This is a genomic window from Pseudoprevotella muciniphila, from assembly GCF_003265305.2.
Lineage (GTDB): Bacteria > Bacteroidota > Bacteroidia > Bacteroidales > Bacteroidaceae > Alloprevotella > Alloprevotella muciniphila.
The window spans coordinates 2,365,824-2,383,316 of sequence record NZ_CP033459.1 but is presented as its reverse complement, the minus strand read 5'-3'; the positions used below and the strand labels follow the sequence as shown (position 1 = coordinate 2,383,316).

The window sequence follows — 17,493 nt, the reverse complement described above, 5'->3', positions numbered from 1 at the left end:
AAAAATGGCATTTTTATTTATTAGACTGCAATAATACGGAAAAATTTAAAATTAGTATGTCAAATTTAAACTTTTTTTTACGAATCAACCTGATTAACTATTGATTTTGCAAACAAAAGCGTGAAGGTTTGTTTGCTTCTTGTGTATTTTATTGTAATTTCGCAGCAAATAAAAAACATGAAAGTATGATTTCCTTTTTTCAAACGGCAAACGGCAGCATTATTGCCACTGAAACAAACCACAAGTTCAACGATAAAGAATTATCTGAACTGAATTGGCTCTACGGCGATTCTACCCTGATAGATGGGGAGACCATTGAAGGATGGTATGTAGGACCACGCAGAGAAATGATTACGCCCTGGAGCACGAATGCTGTGGAAATCACGCAAAACATGAATTTGGAGGGTATTAGTCGCATTGAGGAGTATTTTCCCGTAGAAGGTAAAGATGCGGACTACGACCCTATGCTGCAACGCCTCTACGAAGGGTTGGACCAGAAGATATTCGAGGTCAATATCAAGCCTGCACCCATCATGCAGATAGACGACCTGGAAACCTACAACGAACAGGAAGGGCTTGCCCTCTCGCCCGAAGAGATAGAGTACCTACATAAGGTTGAAAATGACTTGGGCAGGAAACTCACCGACTCAGAAGTGTTCGGTTTTGCACAAATCAACTCCGAACACTGCCGCCACAAGATTTTCGGTGGGACATTCATCATCGACGGCAAGGAAATGCCTTCATCGCTCTTTGCCATGATTAAGAAGACCACAAAGGAAAATCCACATAAGATCATCAGTGCCTACAAGGACAACGTGGCTTTCGCAGAAGGTCCCGTAGTAGAGCAGTTTGCCCCACAGGACCACTCCACGAGCGACTATTTCATCATCAAGGACATAGAGAGTGTTATTTCGCTGAAAGCCGAGACGCACAACTTCCCCACCACTGTAGAACCCTTCAACGGTGCTTCTACAGGCACCGGCGGCGAGATACGCGACCGTATGGGCGGTGGTGTCGGCTCATGGCCCATTGCAGGTACGGCAGTTTATATGACCGCCTACCCACGTCTTGATGGCGGCAGGGAATGGGAAGACATACTCCCCGTGCGCAAGTGGCTCTACCAGACGCCCGAGCAGATACTGATCAAGGCGTCGAACGGTGCAAGCGACTTCGGCAATAAATTCGGACAGCCACTGATTACAGGTTCTGTGCTCACGTTTGAGCATCAGGAAAACGGTGAAAAATATGGATACGACAAAGTCATTATGCTTGCCGGCGGTGTGGGCTACGGCACAAAACGCGACTGCCTGAAGGGTACTCCTGAGAAAGGCAATAAGGTGGTGGTGGTCGGTGGCGACAACTATCGCATCGGGCTCGGTGGTGGTTCTGTTTCGAGCGTTGACACAGGACGTTATAGTTCCGGTATCGAACTCAATGCCGTGCAGCGCGCCAATCCGGAAATGCAGAAACGTGCAAACAACTTGGTTCGCGCTCTTTGCGAAGAAGAGGTCAATCCCGTTGTTTCTATCCACGATCATGGTTCTGCTGGCCACGTGAACTGCCTCTCGGAACTGGTGGAAGAATGCGGCGGCAAGATAGACATGACGAAATTGCCCATCGGCGACCAAACACTTTCCGCAAAGGAAATCATCGCCAACGAGAGCCAAGAAAGAATGGGATTACTCATTCAGGAAGAACATCTTGAGCATGTGCGACAGATAGCCGACCGCGAGCGGGCACCGATGTACGTTGTGGGTGAAACCACCGGCGACGCGCACTTCTCATTCGAACAGGGCGACGGAAAACGCCCCTTCGACCTCGATGTGGCACAGATGTTCGGACACTCTCCTAAGACTGTGATGCGCGATGAAACAGTAGAACGTAAATACGAAAATGTGGCTTATGAGCCATCGCAACTTCAGGAATATCTCAGCCGTGTGCTGCAACTTGAAGCCGTTGCTTGCAAGGATTGGCTGACCAACAAGGTGGACCGTAGCGTAACAGGCAAGGTGGCGCGTCAGCAGTGTGTTGGTGAATTGCAATTGCCTTTGGCAGATGTTGGTGTGGTGGCGCTCGACTATCAAGGGCGTGCCGGCATAGCAACAGCTCTCGGACATGCACCGCAGGCAGGACTGGCAAACCCTGCTGCAGGTAGCGTGCTCTCTGTGGCAGAAGCACTGACCAACCTCGTTTTTGCATCGCTCGCCGAGGGGCTCGACAGCGTGAGCCTAAGTGCGAACTGGATGTGGCCCTGCCGCTCACAGAAGGGCGAAGATGCCCGACTCTACAACGCAGTACAGGCACTTAGCGATTTCTGCTGCGCACTACAAATCAACGTACCAACGGGTAAAGACTCTCTCTCACTCTCACAGCAATACCCCAACGGGGAAAAGATTATTTCTCCGGGAACGGTTATCGTGAGTGCAGGCGGCGAAGTGAGCGACATTCGCAAGACCATCACACCCGTAATGGTAAATAACACGAAGACTACACTTTACCATATAGACTTCAGTTTCGATGAACTCCGACTTGGTGGTTCTGCTTTTGCACAAAGCCAAGGAAAAGTGGGCAGTGATGTACCAATGGTAAAGAATCCTGAATACTTCCGCGCTGCATTTAATGCCGTTCAGGAACTTATACAAAACAACCTTATCCTTTCAGGGCATGATGTTTCGGCAGGCGGTCTCATCACTTGTCTCCTCGAAATGTGCTTTGCTAACACGGAAGGAGGAATGGACATCAATCTTGACGCGTTCAAGAAAGCCGATCTCATCACTTCCTTGTTTGCTGAAAATCCTGGTATAGTTGTACAGGTGGACAATAACGACAGAGCTGCATTTGAAGAGATTATGGACGATAATGAGGTGGCTTATGTAAAACTCGGTACACCTTCAGAAGAACGCCATATTCTTGCAGAAAAGGACGGTGCAACCTATCAGTTTGGCATCGACTATCTCCGCGATGTGTGGTATGAAACGTCTTACTTGCTCGACTGCGACCAGAGTTTCAACGGCAAGGCGAAGGAACGCTATGAGAACTATAAACAGCAACCTCTGGAATTCAACATACATCCGGAATTCAAAGGAACTTTCGAACAATTTGGTCTCAACGCCTCTCGCCGCGAGAAGAGCGGAGTAAGGGCTGCCATCATTCGCGAGAAAGGCACCAATGGTGAACGCGAAATGGCTTATGCGCTCCACCTGGCAGGTTTCGATGTGAAAGATGTCATGATGACCGACCTCATCAGCGGGCGCGAAACACTCGACGAAGTGAACTTCATTGTGTTCTGTGGTGGATTCTCCAACAGCGACGTTCTTGGCAGTGCCAAAGGCTGGGCAGGAGCATTCCTCTTCAACGAAAAGGCAAAGCAGGCACTCGACCGTTTCTATGCTCGCGAAGACACACTCTCATTAGGCGTTTGCAATGGTTGCCAACTCATGGTGGAACTGGGACTTGTCGGTGGAGAAGGCACAAAAATGCAGCACAACGACTCGCACAAGTTTGAGAGCGCCTACCTTGGTGTAACGGTTCCGACTAACCGCAGTGTGATGTTCGGCAGCCTGAGCGGAGATCGTCTGGGCATCTGGGTGGCACATGGCGAAGGAAAGTTCCACTTGCCACAACCTGAAGACGACTACAACATCGTGCTGAAATACACCTATGACGAATATCCGGGCAATCCTAACGGCAGCCGCTACAGCACAGCAGGCATTTGCTCTGACGACGGCCGCCACTTGGCTATGATGCCTCACTTGGAACGCGCTTTCTTCCCCTGGCAGAACGCATACTACCCTGCAGATCGCCGAAAGGACGATATCACCCCCTGGATGGAGGCTTTCGTCAATGCACGGAAATGGGTAGAGCAACACAGGAAATAAGCACTAGTATTGAGACTGCAACCATATCCCACAAAAAACAATAACTCTCAAGTCCCCGCGTCCAACAGAAGACGCGGGGACTTGCATTATCCCAAATAGGTCATTAGAGATTATTTTCTCAATTCCCAAAATGCCACTGCTGCCGCTGCTGCCACATTCAAGGAATCAACACCATGCGACATAGGTATTTTCACGACATAGTCAGCATGCGCTATCGTTTCTTCGGGCAATCCTTCGCCCTCTGTTCCCATAATGACAGCAAGACGCTCTTGTTGCTGCAGGATGGGATCAGTTATAGGTATGCTATCGTCTGTCAGCGCCATTGCTGCCGTTTTGAAACCATATCGTTCGAGATCTGCAAGTCCACCATCGAGCCAGGTCCAAGGCACGAGGAACACACTCCCCATCGACACCCTCACTGCTCGCCTGTTGAACGGATCGCAGGCATTAGGGGACATAAGCACCGCATCAATGCCAAGAGCCGCTGCGCTACGAAAAATGATACCGACGTTCGTGGCTTCCACCACATTGTCGATGACCACTACCCTACTGGCACCTTTGAGAATATCCCCAAGACGTGGCTGCTTGGGTCGCCTCATGGCACAAAGCACTCCACGAGTGAGGGAATAGCCCGTGAGCCGTGCCAACAAGTCGCGTTGACCTGTATAGATAGGTATGTCGCCGCAACGTGCGATGATGTTGGCAGCATCGTCAGTGATATGCCGCTGCTCACAGAGAAGCGAGACAGGCTCGCAACCTGCATCGAGTGCCACACGAATGACCTTCGGGCTTTCTGCTATGAAAACGCCCCGCTCGGGGTCTAAACGATTGCGTAATTGAGCCTCAGTCAGTTTGCAGAACACTTTCAGTTCATCTATATCGAGCGACGTAACTTCTATAACCATTATTCCATCTTTTAAGGGATATTTTTCAAATATCAGAATTAGCAGAACACACCTTCATTCAGAAGCCTGCCCTTACCGATGGTAAACGCGTAAGTTTCATTACAAAAACCAATGCCAAAGCGGTGCTCACTCCTATGCCAATGCATGAGCCTGATTCCAGATTACCACCGAGAGAAATAAGCGGTGGTGCAATGGCACCGGCAATAAAACTGCACGCACCCAGTGTGGCGCTTGAACTACCAGCCCTTTTACGTCCAGCATCGAGTCCGAGAGTGGTGGCGAGTGTCTGCATCATACCAAAGGAAAAGAATACTAATACATAGGAGGCAATGATGCAATAAACATTACGAAGCACCAGTAGCGAAACGACAGTCGCTATTGCAGAGACTGCGATGAGTAGTACTCCTGTCCGCAACGCCCTTACCTGCGACTGAAACCTTGGACACAGTGCTGCTCCAAAGCCTATGACAAGTAACCCTGCTCCGAAAACCACGGCATATAGTGTGGACGACATGCCATAGGTGGTTTGCAAGATGAAAGTTGAAGATGAAACAATACAGAAAAAGAGGAAATACATCGTCATCAAAACAAGCGTTGAATAGAAGAAAGTGCGACTCTCAAAGACTTTGAACAAGCCGCCAAACGACTTGACGACAGACACATCACTGCGTTTATCCTTGGGCAGCGATTCAGGAACGAAAGCGCACATAACAATGAGCATCAGGCCTATTCCTGCACAGACTATGAAGATGCTCTGCCAGTGCATAACCAGCAACAAAGCACCTCCCACGAGCGGTGCTGCAAGCGACGTTACAGCATTTATCATACTCAGCACAGCGAGGAATTTAGTCAAAGCATTTCCTGTAAAGAGGTCTGTGGATATAGATTTGGAAAGCACTATCCCTCCTGCCCCACCAAGTCCTTGGAAAACACGCGCAATGTTGAACATCGTGATATTGGATGCCACAACACAGAACACTGATGCCACAAGAAATAATGCCAAAGACCCTATCAGGAGCGATTTTCTACCATATTTGTCAGAAAGAGGACCTATAATCAGTTGACCGAGTGCCAAACCCACCATACATGCCGTGAGGCTCATCTGCACTGCCGCCTCATCTGTTTTGAGTGCTTCTACCATCTCTGGCAGAGCAGGCATATAGAAATCGGTCAGAAAAGGTCCGAACGCAGTCAATATGCCTATCGTCAGGGAAAGGAATAAACCGGGTCTCTTCTCCATCTATAAAGTTTAACTTAGGGTTTGATCGTTATTTTGGTTGTAAAGATACAAAAAAATAAGAGATTGTACTCATGTTTATCTATTTATTGAAGACACTAGCAATAGAAAGGAATTGATTGGTATATAATTTGCAAGTAAATAATTTATAGAAAACAACTTATCTAATTCAAACATCAGGAAAACATGAGCAAAGTTATTATCAACCGCATTCTTCCATTTGGTAAGAGTTATCTTGCCATTTGCCTTTTCGGAATCATTTTTTCTAAACGAAAACTGAACAAAACAGAACTCAACCACGAGCGCATTCATTCTGCACAACAGCGCGAACTTCTGTACATACCATTTTTCATTTGGTATATCCTCGAATGGCTCGTTTTGCTAATAAAATACCGCAATGGTAGAGACGCCTACTTCAACATCAGATTTGAGAAAGAGGCATACCGACACCAATCAGACCTAACGTACCTGAAACATCGTAAGCACTATAGGTACAAATAGCATAAACAAAGTGCTGGATATATACATAGAAATAATCCCGAATCGTTTCCTGACTCGGGATTATTACAATTATGAGGTTGATTTATTCAGCCTTTTCCTCTTCAGCAGGAGTTTCTTCTGCAGGTGCTTCAACTGGTGCTTCTTCTGCTACAGGTGCTTCAACTGGAGTTTCTTCTGCAGGTGCTTCAACTGGTGCTTCTTCTGCTACAGGTGCTTCCTCAACTACATTTTCTGCAGTGGCAGGAGCAGCCTCTGTTGTTGCCTTGCGGCTACGGCGTGAGCGGCGGGTCTTCTTCTGTGTCTTTGCCATTGCTTCATTGTAATCAACGAGTTCAATGAAACACATATCAGCACCATCGCTTGGACGGAAGCCCAACTTAATGATACGTGTGTAGCCGCCATTGCGGTCTGCCACTTTCTGTGCCACTTCCTGGAAGAGTTCAGTTACAGCTTGTTTGTCTTGCAGTTTGCTAAATACTACACGGCGAGAATTCGTGATGTCAGTCTTGCTCTTAGTGATGAGCGGTTCCACGTACTTTCTGAGTGCTTTTGCTTTAGCCACAGTCGTAGTAATTCTCTTGTGCTTAATCAAAGAGCAAGCCATATTGGCAAGCATTGCCTTTCTGTGAGATGCAGTACGACTCAGGTGATTGAATTTCTTATTATGTCTCATTTCAAGTATTATTCTTTATCTAATTTGTACTTACTTATATCCATTCCAAAGCTCAATTCGAAGTTTGCAAGCATTTCCTCGAGTTCGGTAAGCGATTTCTTTCCGAAGTTTCTGAACTTCAGAAGGTCGGCCTTCGAATACTGAACAAGGTCGCCGAGCGTATCAATTGCAGCAGCCTTGAGACAGTTAATGGCACGAACGGAAAGATTCATGTCGGTGAGTTTTGTCTTGAGCAGTTTTCTCATCCTCAACTCAGTTTCGCCAATTTCATCGCTTGGGTCATCCGGACGCTTACCATCAAAGTTCTCGTTGTCGGTGAACAATACGAAATGCTGTATCAGGATGTTTGCTGCATCCTTAAGCGCATCTTGCGGAGAAATGGAACCATCAGTAGTAATATCGAGCACCAACTTGTCATAGTCAGTCTTTTGCTCTACACGATAGGGCTCTACGCTATACTTCACATTTCTGATGGGGGTGTAGATGGAGTCTATTGCAATTTGCGAGATTTCGCTGCAGAACTCTCTGTTTTCATCAGCAGGCACGTAGCCACGACCTTTGTTGATGGTGAGTTCCAACTTCATTGAAGTTTTCTTGGCGAGATGGCAAATAATGAGTTCAGGATTCAACACTTCAAATCCATTGAGATAATTGGAGATGTCGCCTGCTCTGAATTCATTCATGTCTGCTACCTCGATAGAGACTTTATCCTCAGTGACATCATCCACTGTACGCTTGAAACGTACCTGCTTCAAGTTCAAGATAATGTTGGTTACATCTTCTCTCACCCCGGGAATTGAAGCAAACTCATGGTCAACACCTTCTATTTTGATGGTATTGATGGCATATCCTTCGAGAGATGAAAGCAAGATGCGACGCAAAGCATTGCCAACTGTCACACCGAAACCTGGCTCCAAGGGGCGGAATTCGAATACGCCATGCTTGTCGTCGCTTTCGATTTTAACTACTTTGTCTGGTTTTTGAAATGCTAATATCGCCATTTGAATTTGTTTTTTGTTGTTTGGGAGTTTTAATATGAAATGCTCACGCACTTCTTTCTCTAAGATTTAAGAGTAGGAACGCGACGACTAATGGTCGGCTCCGGGGTCTGTCAAGATTATTAGTTCTTAGAGTACAACTCGACAATCAGCTGTTCACGGATATTCTCTGGGATATCAGCACGCTCGGGCTTGTGAAGGAACTTACCTGCTTTGCTGCTTTCATCCCACTCTATCCATGGATACTTGCCGTGGTTGAAACCGGCGAGTGAATCAGCGATTACTTCGAGAGATTTTGCTTTCTCTCTTACACCAACTATTTGGCCGGGCTTTACGCTATAAGATGGAATATTGACAACTTTTCCATCAACTACGATGTGCTTGTGGCTGACGAGTTGACGTGCTGCGGCACGTGTTGGTGCTATTCCGAGACGATAGACTACATTGTCGAGACGGCATTCAAGGTTCTGAAGCAGAACTTCACCGGTAATGCCTGAAGATTTTGCAGCCTTGTCGAACATGTTACGGAATTGCTTTTCAAGGACTCCATAAGTGTACTTAGCCTTCTGCTTCTCAGCAAGCATGATGCCGTACTCAGACGTTTTGCGTCTGCGGTTGTTACCATGCTGGCCAGGAGGATAATTACGCTTAGAAAGTACTTTGTCCGGTCCGAAGATTGCTTCACCGAACTTGCGGGCTATACGAGACTTTGGTCCAATGTATCTTGCCATATTCTTTTATTGTATTTTTTATTGTCTGTTGATGATTTGCCCATCTACTTTCACAGCAGAAGTGCATGCTGTTAATTACGATTGATAAAGATAATTATACACGTCTTCTTTTAGGAGGACGGCAGCCATTGTGTGGCAGTGGAGTAACGTCAACGATCTCGATGACTTCGATACCGGCACCGTGAATGGCACGAATAGCGCTCTCACGACCGTTGCCAGGACCCTTGACGTATGCCTTTACTTTGCGCAGACCGAGGTCGTAGGCTACTTTAGCACAATCCTGTGCTGCCATTTGCGCTGCATAGGGAGTATTCTTTTTTGAACCTCTGAAGCCCATCTTTCCGGCGCTTGACCATGAAATAATCTGACCTTCACTATTTGCAAGAGACACAATGATGTTGTTGAAGGAACTGTGAACATGAAGTTGTCCCTGTGCAGTAACCTTTACAACTCTCTTTTTTGCTGCAACTGTTTTCTTTGCCATAGTTTATTTATTATTTAGTAGCCTTTTTCTTGTTAGCAACAGTTTTTTTCTTACCCTTACGTGTGCGGGCATTATTCTTTGTGCTTTGTCCGCGTACCGGAAGTCCGTTACGATGACGTACACCACGATAGCAACCGATGTCCATCAATCGCTTGATGTTCATCTGTATTTCAGAGCGCAGGTCACCTTCAACCTTGAACTCTTCACCGATGACAGAGCGGATGCGACCTGCCTGTTCGTCGGTCCAATCCTGCACCTTGATGCCTCTGTCCACGCCAGCCTTATCCAGGATTTTGGCTGCGCTACTGCGACCTATTCCAAAAATATAGGTCAACGCGATTTCGCCTCGTTTATTCTGAGGTAAATCGACACCAACAATTCTTATTGCCATATTATGATTTTATTATTGTCTGTTTTGGATTACCCCTGACGTGTCTTCATCTTGGGGTTTTTCTTGTTGATTACATATAAGCGTCCCTTGCGACGTACAATCTTGCAGTCGGCACTACGCTTCTTCAAAGATGCTCTTGTCTTCATATTTTGCTTTTTTTATTTGTATCTGAAAACGATTCTTCCCTTTGTAAGGTCGTATGGGCTCATTTCCACCTTAACCTTGTCTCCGGGGAGGATTTTGATGTAGTGCATACGCATTTTACCGCTGATATGCGCGATAATTTCGATGCCGTTTTGCAATTCTACACGGAACATAGCATTGCTGAGTGCTTCAACGATGGTCCCGTCCTGTTCTATTGCTGCTTGTTTTGCCATATATCAATGTTGCTGTTGTTCTATTTTTTCTACTTCTTCGAATGATGAAAGTATGTCAGGCTTACCATGATGGATAGCGATAGTGTGTTCGAAATGGGCCGCTGGCAATTTGTCTTGAGTGGCAATGCTCCACCTGTCTTCAAGCAAGAAGATTTCTCTTGATCCCATGGTTATCATGGGCTCGATGGCTATGCACATACCATTTTTCAACGCTTTGCCATTTCCTCTGCGACCATAGTTTGGAACGTATGGTTCTTCGTGCATTTCTCTGCCTATGCCATGGCCTGTCATTTCTCTCACCACTCCGTAGCCGTATGCTTCCACATGCTGCTGAACTGCCGAACCTATGTCGCCGATGCGATGACCTGGCACTGCTTGTTCAATGCCCTTATAGAGGGATTCTTTAGTTACACGAAGTAATTGCTTTACTTCCTCTCTGACTTCTCCTACGCAAAATGTGTAGCAGGAGTCTCCACAAAATCCGTCTATCTTCGTACCGCAGTCGACTGAGACTAAGTCTCCTTCTTTTAGCGGAGTGTCGTCAGGTATGCCATGTACAACGACATCGTTGACTGATGTGCATACTGCACCGGGAAATTCTGGTCCGTAGGGATTAGGGAACCCCTTGAACGTGGGAACGGCTCCGTTGTCGCGAATAAACTGCTCGGCGAGTGTATCAATTTCTCGGGTTGTTACACCCGGCCGAACAATTTTTGCTATTTCTGCTAATGTTGCTGCAACCAACAAGTTGGCTTTTCGCAGCAACTCTATTTCATCATCCGTTTTGAGGTAGATCATCCGAACTATCAGTATGCTTTCACCCTTGAACGGGATCTTTGCGGTCCTGAATTCAACAAACCGTCGTAGTGACGAACCATCATATAGCTTTCTATCTGCTGCAAGGTGTCGATTACTACACCTACGAGAATGAGCAATGATGTACCTCCGAAGAATTGTGCAAAACCATGCTTAATTCCAAAAATGCTTGCGAAAGCAGGAAGTATGGCTATTATTGCTATAAAGAGCGATCCGGGGAGGGTTATTCTCGACATGACCGTATCAATGAAATCTGCTGTGGGTTTACCAGGTTTTACACCAGGTATGAATCCATTGTTGCGTTTCATGTCTTCTGACATCTGAACAGGGTTCATCGTGATGGCTGTATAGAAATATGTGAATGCTATGATGAGTATCACATATACTATGTTGTAGAGCCATGACGTGTTGTCCTGGAACTGCTGTCCCAACCAACTCGGTCCATCCTGTGCTCCTGCATTCACAATCATCATCGGGATAAACATGATGGCCTGAGCAAAGATGATAGGCATAACGTTTGCTGCAAACAGTTTCAACGGGATGTACTGACGTGCACCACCTACCTGACGATTGCCTTCTACGCGTTTAGCATACTGTACGGGCACCTTGCGCACTGCTTGAGTAAGCAATATGGCAAGAGCCATCACGAACAGGAGAGCAATGATTTCGAACAAGAACTTGATCAGTCCACCACCTTCTGCTCCTGAAATGGCTGAAACGAATTCTTCACCGATGGCACCGGGCATACGCGCTACGATACCAATCATAATGATGAGAGAAACGCCGTTTCCTACACCTTTATCCGTTATGCGCTCTCCAAGCCAGAGGATAAACATAGATCCTGCTGCAAGAATGAGCGTCGATGTCAGCATAAAGTTGAAGCCATCGCCCACGAGGAATGCGTTTGAACCAGCAGTCTGTGCACGCAGGTTAATCAAGTAAGTAGGTGCCTGGAACAACAGAATGAATACTGTGAGCCAGCGTGTGTACTGATTGATTTTTCTGCGGCCGCTCTCTCCTTCACGCTGTAGTTTCTGGAAAGAAGGCACAGCGACTGCGAGCAACTGTATGACGATGGAAGCCGAGATGTAGGGCATAATACCGAGTGCGAATACAGACGCATTCTCGAAAGCACCACCAGAGAACATGTTCAACAACGACATCAGACCTTCGCTTGTCTGCTCATGCAGTGCTGAAAGTGCTGTAGGGTCAATTCCAGGTAATACTACGAAAGAACCCAAGCGATAGATAGCGACAAAGAGGAACGTGATGAGCAAACGTGTGCGCAGGTCCTCTATTCGCCAAATGTTCTTGATTGTCTCGATTATTTTCTTCATCGACGTGAGATTGGATTAATTGTTAGAGTTTTGTTACTGTCCCGCCGGCTGCAGCAATAACTTCTTCTGCTTTCTTTGAGAAAGCATGTGCTGCAACTTCGAGTTTCGCAGTGAGTTCACCATTACCAAGAATCTTAACCAGACGACCCTTGGAGATGATACCTGCATTCTGCAATTCTTCAATTCCAATCTTCGTCAAACCCTTGCTGTCTGCAAGTGCTTGAAGAGTGGAGACATTGATACCTTTATATTCAACTCGGTTGATGTTTTTGAAACCGAATTTAGGAAGACGGCGCTGGAGTGGCATCTGACCACCTTCGAAGCCTATCTTCTTCTTGTATCCTGAGCGTGCTTTTGCACCCTTGTGACCACGTGTTGAAGTACCACCCTTGCCAGAGCCGGGACCGCGACCAATTCTTTTACGAGAGTGAGTTGAGCCTGCTGCAGGTTTTAAATTATGTAATTCCATTATGAATGATTTTCCGGATTTATTAATCAATGACGGTTACAAGGTGATGAACCTTACGGATTTGACCGCGTACAGACGGAGTATCTTCAAGTTCAACAACCTTATTGAGTTTTCTCAAACCCATAGCATCGAGTGTTCGCTTCTGGTCTATGGGTGCGCCAATACGGCTTTTTGTTTGCTTAATCTTTATTGTTGCCATAGTTGTTGTACTTATCCTCTGAATACTTTTTCAAGTGAAACACCGCGCTGTGCTGCAACCATACGTGCATCGCGCATCAAACCAAGGGCTTCGAAAGTAGCCTTCACAAGGTTGTGGGGGTTGGATGAGCCTTTCGACTTGGCAAGTACGTCTTTAATGCCTGCGCTTTCGAATACGGCACGCATAGCACCACCTGCCACAACTCCGGTACCTTCTGATGCCGGCATGATGAGAACTTCTGCTCCTCCATATCGTGCTAACTGCTCGTGAGGAACGGTTCCCTTGTTTACTGGCACCTTTATAAGGTTCTTCTTTGCTGCTTCAACGCCTTTTGCGATGGCAGCCTGTACTTCGCCGGCTTTACCGAGACCATATCCGATAACGCCTTTACCGTCGCCAACGACTACGATTGCTGCGAAAGTGAAGGTACGACCACCTTTGGTTACTTTCGTTACACGATTGATAGCAACCAGTCTATCCTTTAATTCTTCGCTGTTTACGTTTATTCTGTTTGCCATAATCAATTATAATTTAAGTCCACCTTTACGTGCGCCTTCAGCCACTTCCTTTACTCTTCCGTGATAGAGGTAGCCGTTGCGGTCGAATACTACTTCGTTGATACCTGCAGCAAGTGCTTTTGCTGCTATTGCTTCACCAACTTTGCCTGCTTGCTCGCATTTGGGCATCTTCTCCATACCTAACGAAGAAGCGCTACAAAGTGTGCGGGCAGCGAGGTCGTCGATGATTTGTACATATATCTGCTTGTTACTGCGAAAAACGCTCATACGAGGGCGTTCGGCAGTACCAGAGATCTTATTGCGAACCCTATATTTGATTCTTATACGTCTTTGTTCTTTCTTGGTTGTCATAATCTTAGCCTAATTAAAATTATTTAGCACCTGCTGCCTTACCCGACTTTCTGCGGATTTGTTCTCCTACATACAGAATACCTTTGCCTTTGTATGGCTCTGGCTTACGGAAAGAACGTATCTTGGCACATACGAGTCCAAGAAGTTGCTTATCGCAGGATTCGAGACAAATATAGGGATTCTTGTTTCTTTCTGTTTTTGTCTCAACCTTGATTTCGGGTGGAAGTTGAATATAGATGGGATGAGTATAACCGAGTGCAAACTCCATGAGGTTACCGGTATTCGATACGCGATAGCCCACACCTACGAGTTCCATCTCTCTCTTATATCCCTGGCTCACACCGACAACCATATTGTTAATCAATGCGCGGTAGAGACCATGGAAAGCCTGCTTTTGCTTCTGCTCAACTTCACTCTTTTCGTTGATGGTCATAGTGATAGTACCATCTTCGATTGAGACATTGATAGAAGGATCAACCTTTTGGCTTAACTCACCCTTCGGACCTTTTACGGTCACTACATTATCCTTCATCGTTACTGTAACTCCTGAAGGAATGTTAATTGGCAATTTACCTATTCTTGACATATTGTTCCTCCTGTATTAATATACGTAACACAATACTTCGCCACCGATTTTCAGTTCGCTGGCTTCCTTGTTCGTCATCACACCTTTCGATGTACTTACGATGGCGATACCAAGTCCGTTAATAACTCGTGGCATTTCGCGGTAGCCAGTGTACTTACGCAAACCTGGGCGTGATACGCGTTTGAGGCAGCGAATGGCATTCTCGCGTGTCTGAGGGTTATACTTCAGGGCGATTTTAATACTACCCTGTGGTCCGTCATCCTGAAACTTGTAGTTCAGGATGAATCCTTTGTCGAAGAGGATTTTTGTGATTTCCTTCTTCAGATTTGACGCAGGGATTTCAACCACTCTGTGCTTTGCCATAATGGCATTACGCACTCGCGTCAAATAGTCTGCTATTGGATCTGTCATTATAAAAATGTTTTTAATTGATCGGGACTGCCCCGACAATATTAAATAATAAAAATGTTTCCTGCTATGTCTCTCCGAAGGTTATCCTGTAAGCATAACAGCTTTTCAGAGACTTCCTGTGGAGAGTTACCTTAGACTTTCTTACCAACTTGCTTTCTTTACACCTGGAATAAGTCCTTGGGAAGCCATCTCGCGGAACTGAATACGGGAAAGTCCGAACATTCGGATATAACCTTTAGGACGGCCCGTAATTTTGCAACGGTTGTGCAGACGGATAGGGTTGGCATTGCGAGGTATCTTCTGCAATTTGCGTGCTGCCTCGTATGCTTCTGCAGGGTCGTTGCTCTTGTTCACGATTTCCTTCAATGCGGCTCTTTTGGCTGCGTATTTGGCTACTAACTTGGCGCGCTTAATCTCGCGAGCCTTCATGGATTCTTTTGCCATATCTTATTGGTTGTTTTTAGCGTTTTTGAACGGAAGACCAAATTCCTTAAGGAGAGCATAGCCCTCTTCATCTGTCTTAGCGGTTGTTACGAAAGTAATGTTCATACCAACGATACGCTCGATGTTATCTATATTGATTTCAGGGAATATGATCTGCTCATCGATACCAAGTGTGTAGTTGCCACGTCCGTCAAGTTTGCTATTGATACCCTTGAAGTCGCGAATACGAGGCAGAGCAACTCTCACAAGACGCTCCAGGAACTCGTACATGCGCTCACGACGTAACGTTACCATAACGCCGATAGGCATCTTCTTACGCAACTTGAACTGTGCAACGTCTTTCTTAGAGACCGTAGCAACGGCCTTCTGACCTGTGATGGCACTCAGTTCATTGATAGCAACTTCAATAATCTTCTTATCGGCGGTTGCCATACCGAGACCTTCGTTGATAACGATTTTCTTCAACTCAGGTATCTGCATCGGAGAAGTATAATTGAACTGCTTCATCAGGGCTGGCGCAATGCGCTCAGCATATTCTTTCTTAAGACTTGCTGTATTACTCATTATTTAATCTCCTCCCCAGATTTTTTTGCGTAACGAACGAGTTTACCTGCATCATTGAGACGACGACCTATACGTGTGGGCTCGCCGCTCTTGGGATCTACTACGTTCAGGTTAGAAATATGAATAGGAGCCTCCATCTTTACGATGCCGCCTTGCGGATTCTGCGCGCTTGGCTTCTGGCTCTTGGAGACCATGTTGATGCCCTCCACGATGGCACGTTGCTTTGCGACAAGTACTTTGATTACCTTGCCGGTCTTTCCTTTGTCCACGCCGGTATTGACGTAAACTGTGTCACCTTTCTTTATATGTAACTTACTCATTACTTTATACTTTGTTTTACGGATTAAAGTACTTCAGGTGCAAGCGATACGACTTTCATGTTAACTGCACGAAGTTCGCGCGCTACAGGACCGAAAATACGACTTCCCCTCAATTCGCCGGCATTCGTCAAGAGAACGCAAGCATTGTCATCAAAGCGTATGTAGGAACCGTCAGCACGACGGATTTCCTTCTTAGTACGTACAATCAAAGCCCTTGATACGGCACCTTTTTTGAGATCACTCGATGGGATGACGTTCTGAATGGCTACAACGATAACATCACCTACAGATGCGTAGCGACGACGTGTACCACCCAGCACGCGGATGCACAGCGCTTCACGAGCACCGCTATTATCCGCTACTGTCAGTTTTGATTCTGCTTGTATCATAATTACTTAGCTCTTTCTACAATTTTTACCAGTCTCCAACGCTTGGTCTTGCTCAATGGACGTGTTTCCATAATCAGAACCGTATCGCCAATGTTGCAATCGTTGTTCTCGTCGTGAGCATGATATTTCTTCGTCTTGGAGACAAACTTACCATAAATGGGGTGAATTTCCTTGAAACGTGCAGCAACAACAATAGTCTTGTCCATCTTGTTGCTAACAACAACACCCTGTCTTGTCTTTCTTAAATTTCTTGTTTCCATCAGGACAATTATTTATTGTTGAGTTCTATTTCGCGCAACACAGTTTTCATCCTTGCGATATTACGACGTACTTCCTTTATCTGTGCAGGATTCTCCAGAGGAGTTATACTGTGGTTGAGACGCATCTGTGTGTAATTGGCTTCTTCGCCTGCAATGCGTTCCTTTAGTTCTTCTACTGATAAGTTACGAATTTCTGCAATTTTCATAATCAGGCGTTTTTATCGTAATCGTGTCTAACAACAAACTTGGTGGTCACGGGAAGTTTCTGTGCTGCAAGACGCAGTGCCTCTTTAGCAACTTCGAAACTGACACCTTCTATCTCAAATATAATTCTTCCCGGTGTGATTGGATATACATATCCAACAGGATCACCCTTACCTTTACCCATACGTACATCAGCAGGTTTCTTGGTGATGGGTTTATCAGGGAAGATGCGTATCCAGCTCTGACCTTCACGCTGCATATAACGTGTCATGGCTACACGAGCTGCTTCAATTTGGCGCGCTGTAATCCAGTGCGTATCAAGACTCTTGATACCGAAGCTACCGAAAGCCAGCTGGTTACCACGCTGTGCATTTCCTTTGCAACGACCCTTCTGCGGTCTTCTGTATTTTGTTCTTTTCGGTTGTAACATAATAACAATTTGTTTTAGCA

Annotated in this window: 26 protein-coding genes; 2 read left to right on the top strand and 24 right to left on the bottom strand. The window is 46.1% G+C overall.

Features of this window, described 5'->3' with window-relative positions:
- The first annotated feature begins 185 nt into the window (after positions 1–185).
- The gene (purL, locus tag C7Y71_RS09625; RefSeq protein ID WP_111897488.1) at positions 186–3,878 is read left to right on the top strand and encodes a phosphoribosylformylglycinamidine synthase; all 3,693 of its coding nucleotides are present in this window, start codon (positions 186–188) and stop codon (positions 3,876–3,878) included.
- A 110-nt stretch (positions 3,879–3,988) separates the two neighbouring features.
- On the opposite strand, the gene C7Y71_RS09620 is transcribed toward purL, so the two are convergent.
- Entirely contained in the window at positions 3,989–4,786 is a 798-nt protein-coding gene (locus tag C7Y71_RS09620; RefSeq protein WP_111897487.1) for a TrmH family RNA methyltransferase, read from the bottom strand.
- Between the two features lie 55 nt (positions 4,787–4,841).
- Positions 4,842–6,023, bottom strand: coding sequence for a multidrug effflux MFS transporter (locus C7Y71_RS09615; RefSeq protein WP_111897486.1), 1,182 nt, complete (start codon positions 6,021–6,023; stop codon positions 4,842–4,844).
- 183 nt (positions 6,024–6,206) lie between these two features.
- Here C7Y71_RS09615 and C7Y71_RS09610 point away from each other — a divergent pair, with 183 nt between their 5' ends.
- Positions 6,207–6,521 (top strand): hypothetical protein, encoded by a 315-nt coding sequence (locus C7Y71_RS09610; protein WP_111897485.1) that lies wholly within the window; start codon positions 6,207–6,209, stop codon positions 6,519–6,521.
- 82 nt (positions 6,522–6,603) lie between these two features.
- Here the strand turns inward: C7Y71_RS09610 and rplQ are convergent, their stop codons facing one another.
- The 22 genes from rplQ to rplP all read right to left on the bottom strand — a co-directional run bounded on the left by rplQ (position 6,604) and on the right by rplP (position 17,473).
- Positions 6,604–7,194 (bottom strand): 50S ribosomal protein L17, encoded by a 591-nt coding sequence (rplQ, locus tag C7Y71_RS09605; RefSeq protein WP_111897484.1) that lies wholly within the window; start codon positions 7,192–7,194, stop codon positions 6,604–6,606.
- Between the two features lie 8 nt (positions 7,195–7,202).
- Positions 7,203–8,195, bottom strand: coding sequence for a DNA-directed RNA polymerase subunit alpha (locus C7Y71_RS09600; protein ID WP_111897483.1), 993 nt, complete (start codon positions 8,193–8,195; stop codon positions 7,203–7,205).
- Between the two features lie 119 nt (positions 8,196–8,314).
- Positions 8,315–8,923 carry a 30S ribosomal protein S4 gene (rpsD, locus tag C7Y71_RS09595; RefSeq protein ID WP_111897482.1) on the bottom strand — a complete coding sequence of 203 codons (609 nt, stop codon included), beginning with the start codon at positions 8,921–8,923 and terminating at the stop codon, positions 8,315–8,317.
- Positions 8,924–9,017: 94 nt separating this feature from the next.
- Positions 9,018–9,407, bottom strand: coding sequence for a 30S ribosomal protein S11 (gene rpsK, locus C7Y71_RS09590; RefSeq protein WP_111897481.1), 390 nt, complete (start codon positions 9,405–9,407; stop codon positions 9,018–9,020).
- Positions 9,408–9,417: 10 nt separating this feature from the next.
- On the bottom strand, positions 9,418–9,798 hold the full coding sequence (rpsM, locus tag C7Y71_RS09585; protein ID WP_111897480.1) for a 30S ribosomal protein S13: 381 nt from the start codon (positions 9,796–9,798) through the stop codon (positions 9,418–9,420).
- Positions 9,799–9,827: 29 nt separating this feature from the next.
- The gene (ykgO, locus tag C7Y71_RS09580) at positions 9,828–9,944 is read right to left on the bottom strand and encodes a type B 50S ribosomal protein L36 (RefSeq protein WP_111897479.1); all 117 of its coding nucleotides are present in this window, start codon (positions 9,942–9,944) and stop codon (positions 9,828–9,830) included.
- A 12-nt stretch (positions 9,945–9,956) separates the two neighbouring features.
- Entirely contained in the window at positions 9,957–10,175 is a 219-nt protein-coding gene (gene infA / locus C7Y71_RS09575) for a translation initiation factor IF-1 (protein ID WP_111897478.1), read from the bottom strand.
- A gap of 3 nt (positions 10,176–10,178) precedes the next feature.
- Positions 10,179–10,973, bottom strand: a complete 795-nt coding sequence (gene map / locus C7Y71_RS09570; RefSeq protein WP_111897477.1) for a type I methionyl aminopeptidase — start codon at positions 10,971–10,973, stop codon at positions 10,179–10,181.
- An 8-nt stretch (positions 10,974–10,981) separates the two neighbouring features.
- Positions 10,982–12,328 (bottom strand): preprotein translocase subunit SecY, encoded by a 1,347-nt coding sequence (gene secY, locus C7Y71_RS09565; RefSeq protein ID WP_111897476.1) that lies wholly within the window; start codon positions 12,326–12,328, stop codon positions 10,982–10,984.
- Positions 12,329–12,350: 22 nt separating this feature from the next.
- Entirely contained in the window at positions 12,351–12,797 is a 447-nt protein-coding gene (gene rplO, locus C7Y71_RS09560) for a 50S ribosomal protein L15 (protein WP_111897475.1), read from the bottom strand.
- Between the two features lie 22 nt (positions 12,798–12,819).
- A complete protein-coding gene (gene rpmD, locus C7Y71_RS09555) occupies positions 12,820–12,996 on the bottom strand; it encodes a 50S ribosomal protein L30 (protein WP_111897474.1) in 177 nt (58 codons plus the stop codon).
- Positions 12,997–13,007: 11 nt separating this feature from the next.
- A complete protein-coding gene (gene rpsE, locus C7Y71_RS09550; RefSeq protein ID WP_111897473.1) occupies positions 13,008–13,514 on the bottom strand; it encodes a 30S ribosomal protein S5 in 507 nt (168 codons plus the stop codon).
- A gap of 6 nt (positions 13,515–13,520) precedes the next feature.
- Positions 13,521–13,865, bottom strand: a complete 345-nt coding sequence (gene rplR / locus C7Y71_RS09545; protein ID WP_111897472.1) for a 50S ribosomal protein L18 — start codon at positions 13,863–13,865, stop codon at positions 13,521–13,523.
- Positions 13,866–13,884: 19 nt separating this feature from the next.
- On the bottom strand, positions 13,885–14,451 hold the full coding sequence (gene rplF, locus C7Y71_RS09540; protein WP_111897471.1) for a 50S ribosomal protein L6: 567 nt from the start codon (positions 14,449–14,451) through the stop codon (positions 13,885–13,887).
- A 15-nt stretch (positions 14,452–14,466) separates the two neighbouring features.
- Positions 14,467–14,862, bottom strand: coding sequence for a 30S ribosomal protein S8 (gene rpsH / locus C7Y71_RS09535; RefSeq protein WP_111897470.1), 396 nt, complete (start codon positions 14,860–14,862; stop codon positions 14,467–14,469).
- Positions 14,863–15,003: 141 nt separating this feature from the next.
- Positions 15,004–15,306, bottom strand: coding sequence for a 30S ribosomal protein S14 (gene rpsN, locus C7Y71_RS09530; RefSeq protein ID WP_111897469.1), 303 nt, complete (start codon positions 15,304–15,306; stop codon positions 15,004–15,006).
- A gap of 3 nt (positions 15,307–15,309) precedes the next feature.
- The gene (rplE, locus tag C7Y71_RS09525; RefSeq protein ID WP_111897468.1) at positions 15,310–15,870 is read right to left on the bottom strand and encodes a 50S ribosomal protein L5; all 561 of its coding nucleotides are present in this window, start codon (positions 15,868–15,870) and stop codon (positions 15,310–15,312) included.
- Positions 15,870–16,190, bottom strand: a complete 321-nt coding sequence (rplX, locus tag C7Y71_RS09520) for a 50S ribosomal protein L24 (RefSeq protein ID WP_111897467.1) — start codon at positions 16,188–16,190, stop codon at positions 15,870–15,872. The genes rplE and rplX overlap by 1 nt, the downstream gene beginning before the upstream one ends.
- 23 nt (positions 16,191–16,213) lie before the next feature.
- Positions 16,214–16,579, bottom strand: coding sequence for a 50S ribosomal protein L14 (gene rplN, locus C7Y71_RS09515; RefSeq protein WP_111897466.1), 366 nt, complete (start codon positions 16,577–16,579; stop codon positions 16,214–16,216).
- A gap of 2 nt (positions 16,580–16,581) precedes the next feature.
- A complete protein-coding gene (gene rpsQ, locus C7Y71_RS09510) occupies positions 16,582–16,839 on the bottom strand; it encodes a 30S ribosomal protein S17 (RefSeq protein WP_449619033.1) in 258 nt (85 codons plus the stop codon).
- 8 nt (positions 16,840–16,847) lie between these two features.
- Positions 16,848–17,045, bottom strand: coding sequence for a 50S ribosomal protein L29 (rpmC, locus tag C7Y71_RS09505; RefSeq protein ID WP_111897464.1), 198 nt, complete (start codon positions 17,043–17,045; stop codon positions 16,848–16,850).
- A gap of 2 nt (positions 17,046–17,047) precedes the next feature.
- A complete protein-coding gene (rplP, locus tag C7Y71_RS09500) occupies positions 17,048–17,473 on the bottom strand; it encodes a 50S ribosomal protein L16 (protein ID WP_111897463.1) in 426 nt (141 codons plus the stop codon).
- Positions 17,474–17,493 lie beyond the last annotated feature (20 nt).

What these genes read in the sequence shown, in the direction of transcription:
- purL (WP_111897488.1), top strand. Translation starts at nt 186, where the DNA reads ATGATTTCCTTTTTTCAAACGGCAAACGGCAGCATTATTGCCACTGAA.
- C7Y71_RS09615 (WP_111897486.1), bottom strand. Translation starts at nt 6,023, where the DNA reads ATGGAGAAGAGACCCGGTTTATTCCTTTCCCTGACGATAGGCATATTG.
- C7Y71_RS09610 (WP_111897485.1), top strand. Translation starts at nt 6,207, where the DNA reads ATGAGCAAAGTTATTATCAACCGCATTCTTCCATTTGGTAAGAGTTAT.
- rplQ (WP_111897484.1), bottom strand. Translation starts at nt 7,194, where the DNA reads ATGAGACATAATAAGAAATTCAATCACCTGAGTCGTACTGCATCTCAC.
- C7Y71_RS09600 (WP_111897483.1), bottom strand. Translation starts at nt 8,195, where the DNA reads ATGGCGATATTAGCATTTCAAAAACCAGACAAAGTAGTTAAAATCGAA.
- rpsD (WP_111897482.1), bottom strand. Translation starts at nt 8,923, where the DNA reads ATGGCAAGATACATTGGACCAAAGTCTCGTATAGCCCGCAAGTTCGGT.
- rpsK (WP_111897481.1), bottom strand. Translation starts at nt 9,407, where the DNA reads ATGGCAAAGAAAACAGTTGCAGCAAAAAAGAGAGTTGTAAAGGTTACT.
- rpsM (WP_111897480.1), bottom strand. Translation starts at nt 9,798, where the DNA reads ATGGCAATAAGAATTGTTGGTGTCGATTTACCTCAGAATAAACGAGGC.
- ykgO (WP_111897479.1), bottom strand. Translation starts at nt 9,944, where the DNA reads ATGAAGACAAGAGCATCTTTGAAGAAGCGTAGTGCCGACTGCAAGATT.
- infA (WP_111897478.1), bottom strand. Translation starts at nt 10,175, where the DNA reads ATGGCAAAACAAGCAGCAATAGAACAGGACGGGACCATCGTTGAAGCA.
- map (WP_111897477.1), bottom strand. Translation starts at nt 10,973, where the DNA reads ATGATCTACCTCAAAACGGATGATGAAATAGAGTTGCTGCGAAAAGCC.
- secY (WP_111897476.1), bottom strand. Translation starts at nt 12,328, where the DNA reads ATGAAGAAAATAATCGAGACAATCAAGAACATTTGGCGAATAGAGGAC.
- rplO (WP_111897475.1), bottom strand. Translation starts at nt 12,797, where the DNA reads ATGGAATTACATAATTTAAAACCTGCAGCAGGCTCAACTCACTCTCGT.
- rpmD (WP_111897474.1), bottom strand. Translation starts at nt 12,996, where the DNA reads ATGGCAACAATAAAGATTAAGCAAACAAAAAGCCGTATTGGCGCACCC.
- rpsE (WP_111897473.1), bottom strand. Translation starts at nt 13,514, where the DNA reads ATGGCAAACAGAATAAACGTAAACAGCGAAGAATTAAAGGATAGACTG.
- rplR (WP_111897472.1), bottom strand. Translation starts at nt 13,865, where the DNA reads ATGACAACCAAGAAAGAACAAAGACGTATAAGAATCAAATATAGGGTT.
- rplF (WP_111897471.1), bottom strand. Translation starts at nt 14,451, where the DNA reads ATGTCAAGAATAGGTAAATTGCCAATTAACATTCCTTCAGGAGTTACA.
- rpsH (WP_111897470.1), bottom strand. Translation starts at nt 14,862, where the DNA reads ATGACAGATCCAATAGCAGACTATTTGACGCGAGTGCGTAATGCCATT.
- rpsN (WP_111897469.1), bottom strand. Translation starts at nt 15,306, where the DNA reads ATGGCAAAAGAATCCATGAAGGCTCGCGAGATTAAGCGCGCCAAGTTA.
- rplE (WP_111897468.1), bottom strand. Translation starts at nt 15,870, where the DNA reads ATGAGTAATACAGCAAGTCTTAAGAAAGAATATGCTGAGCGCATTGCG.
- rplX (WP_111897467.1), bottom strand. Translation starts at nt 16,190, where the DNA reads ATGAGTAAGTTACATATAAAGAAAGGTGACACAGTTTACGTCAATACC.
- rplN (WP_111897466.1), bottom strand. Translation starts at nt 16,579, where the DNA reads ATGATACAAGCAGAATCAAAACTGACAGTAGCGGATAATAGCGGTGCT.
- rpsQ (WP_449619033.1), bottom strand. Translation starts at nt 16,839, where the DNA reads ATGGAAACAAGAAATTTAAGAAAGACAAGACAGGGTGTTGTTGTTAGC.
- rpmC (WP_111897464.1), bottom strand. Translation starts at nt 17,045, where the DNA reads ATGAAAATTGCAGAAATTCGTAACTTATCAGTAGAAGAACTAAAGGAA.
- rplP (WP_111897463.1), bottom strand. Translation starts at nt 17,473, where the DNA reads ATGTTACAACCGAAAAGAACAAAATACAGAAGACCGCAGAAGGGTCGT.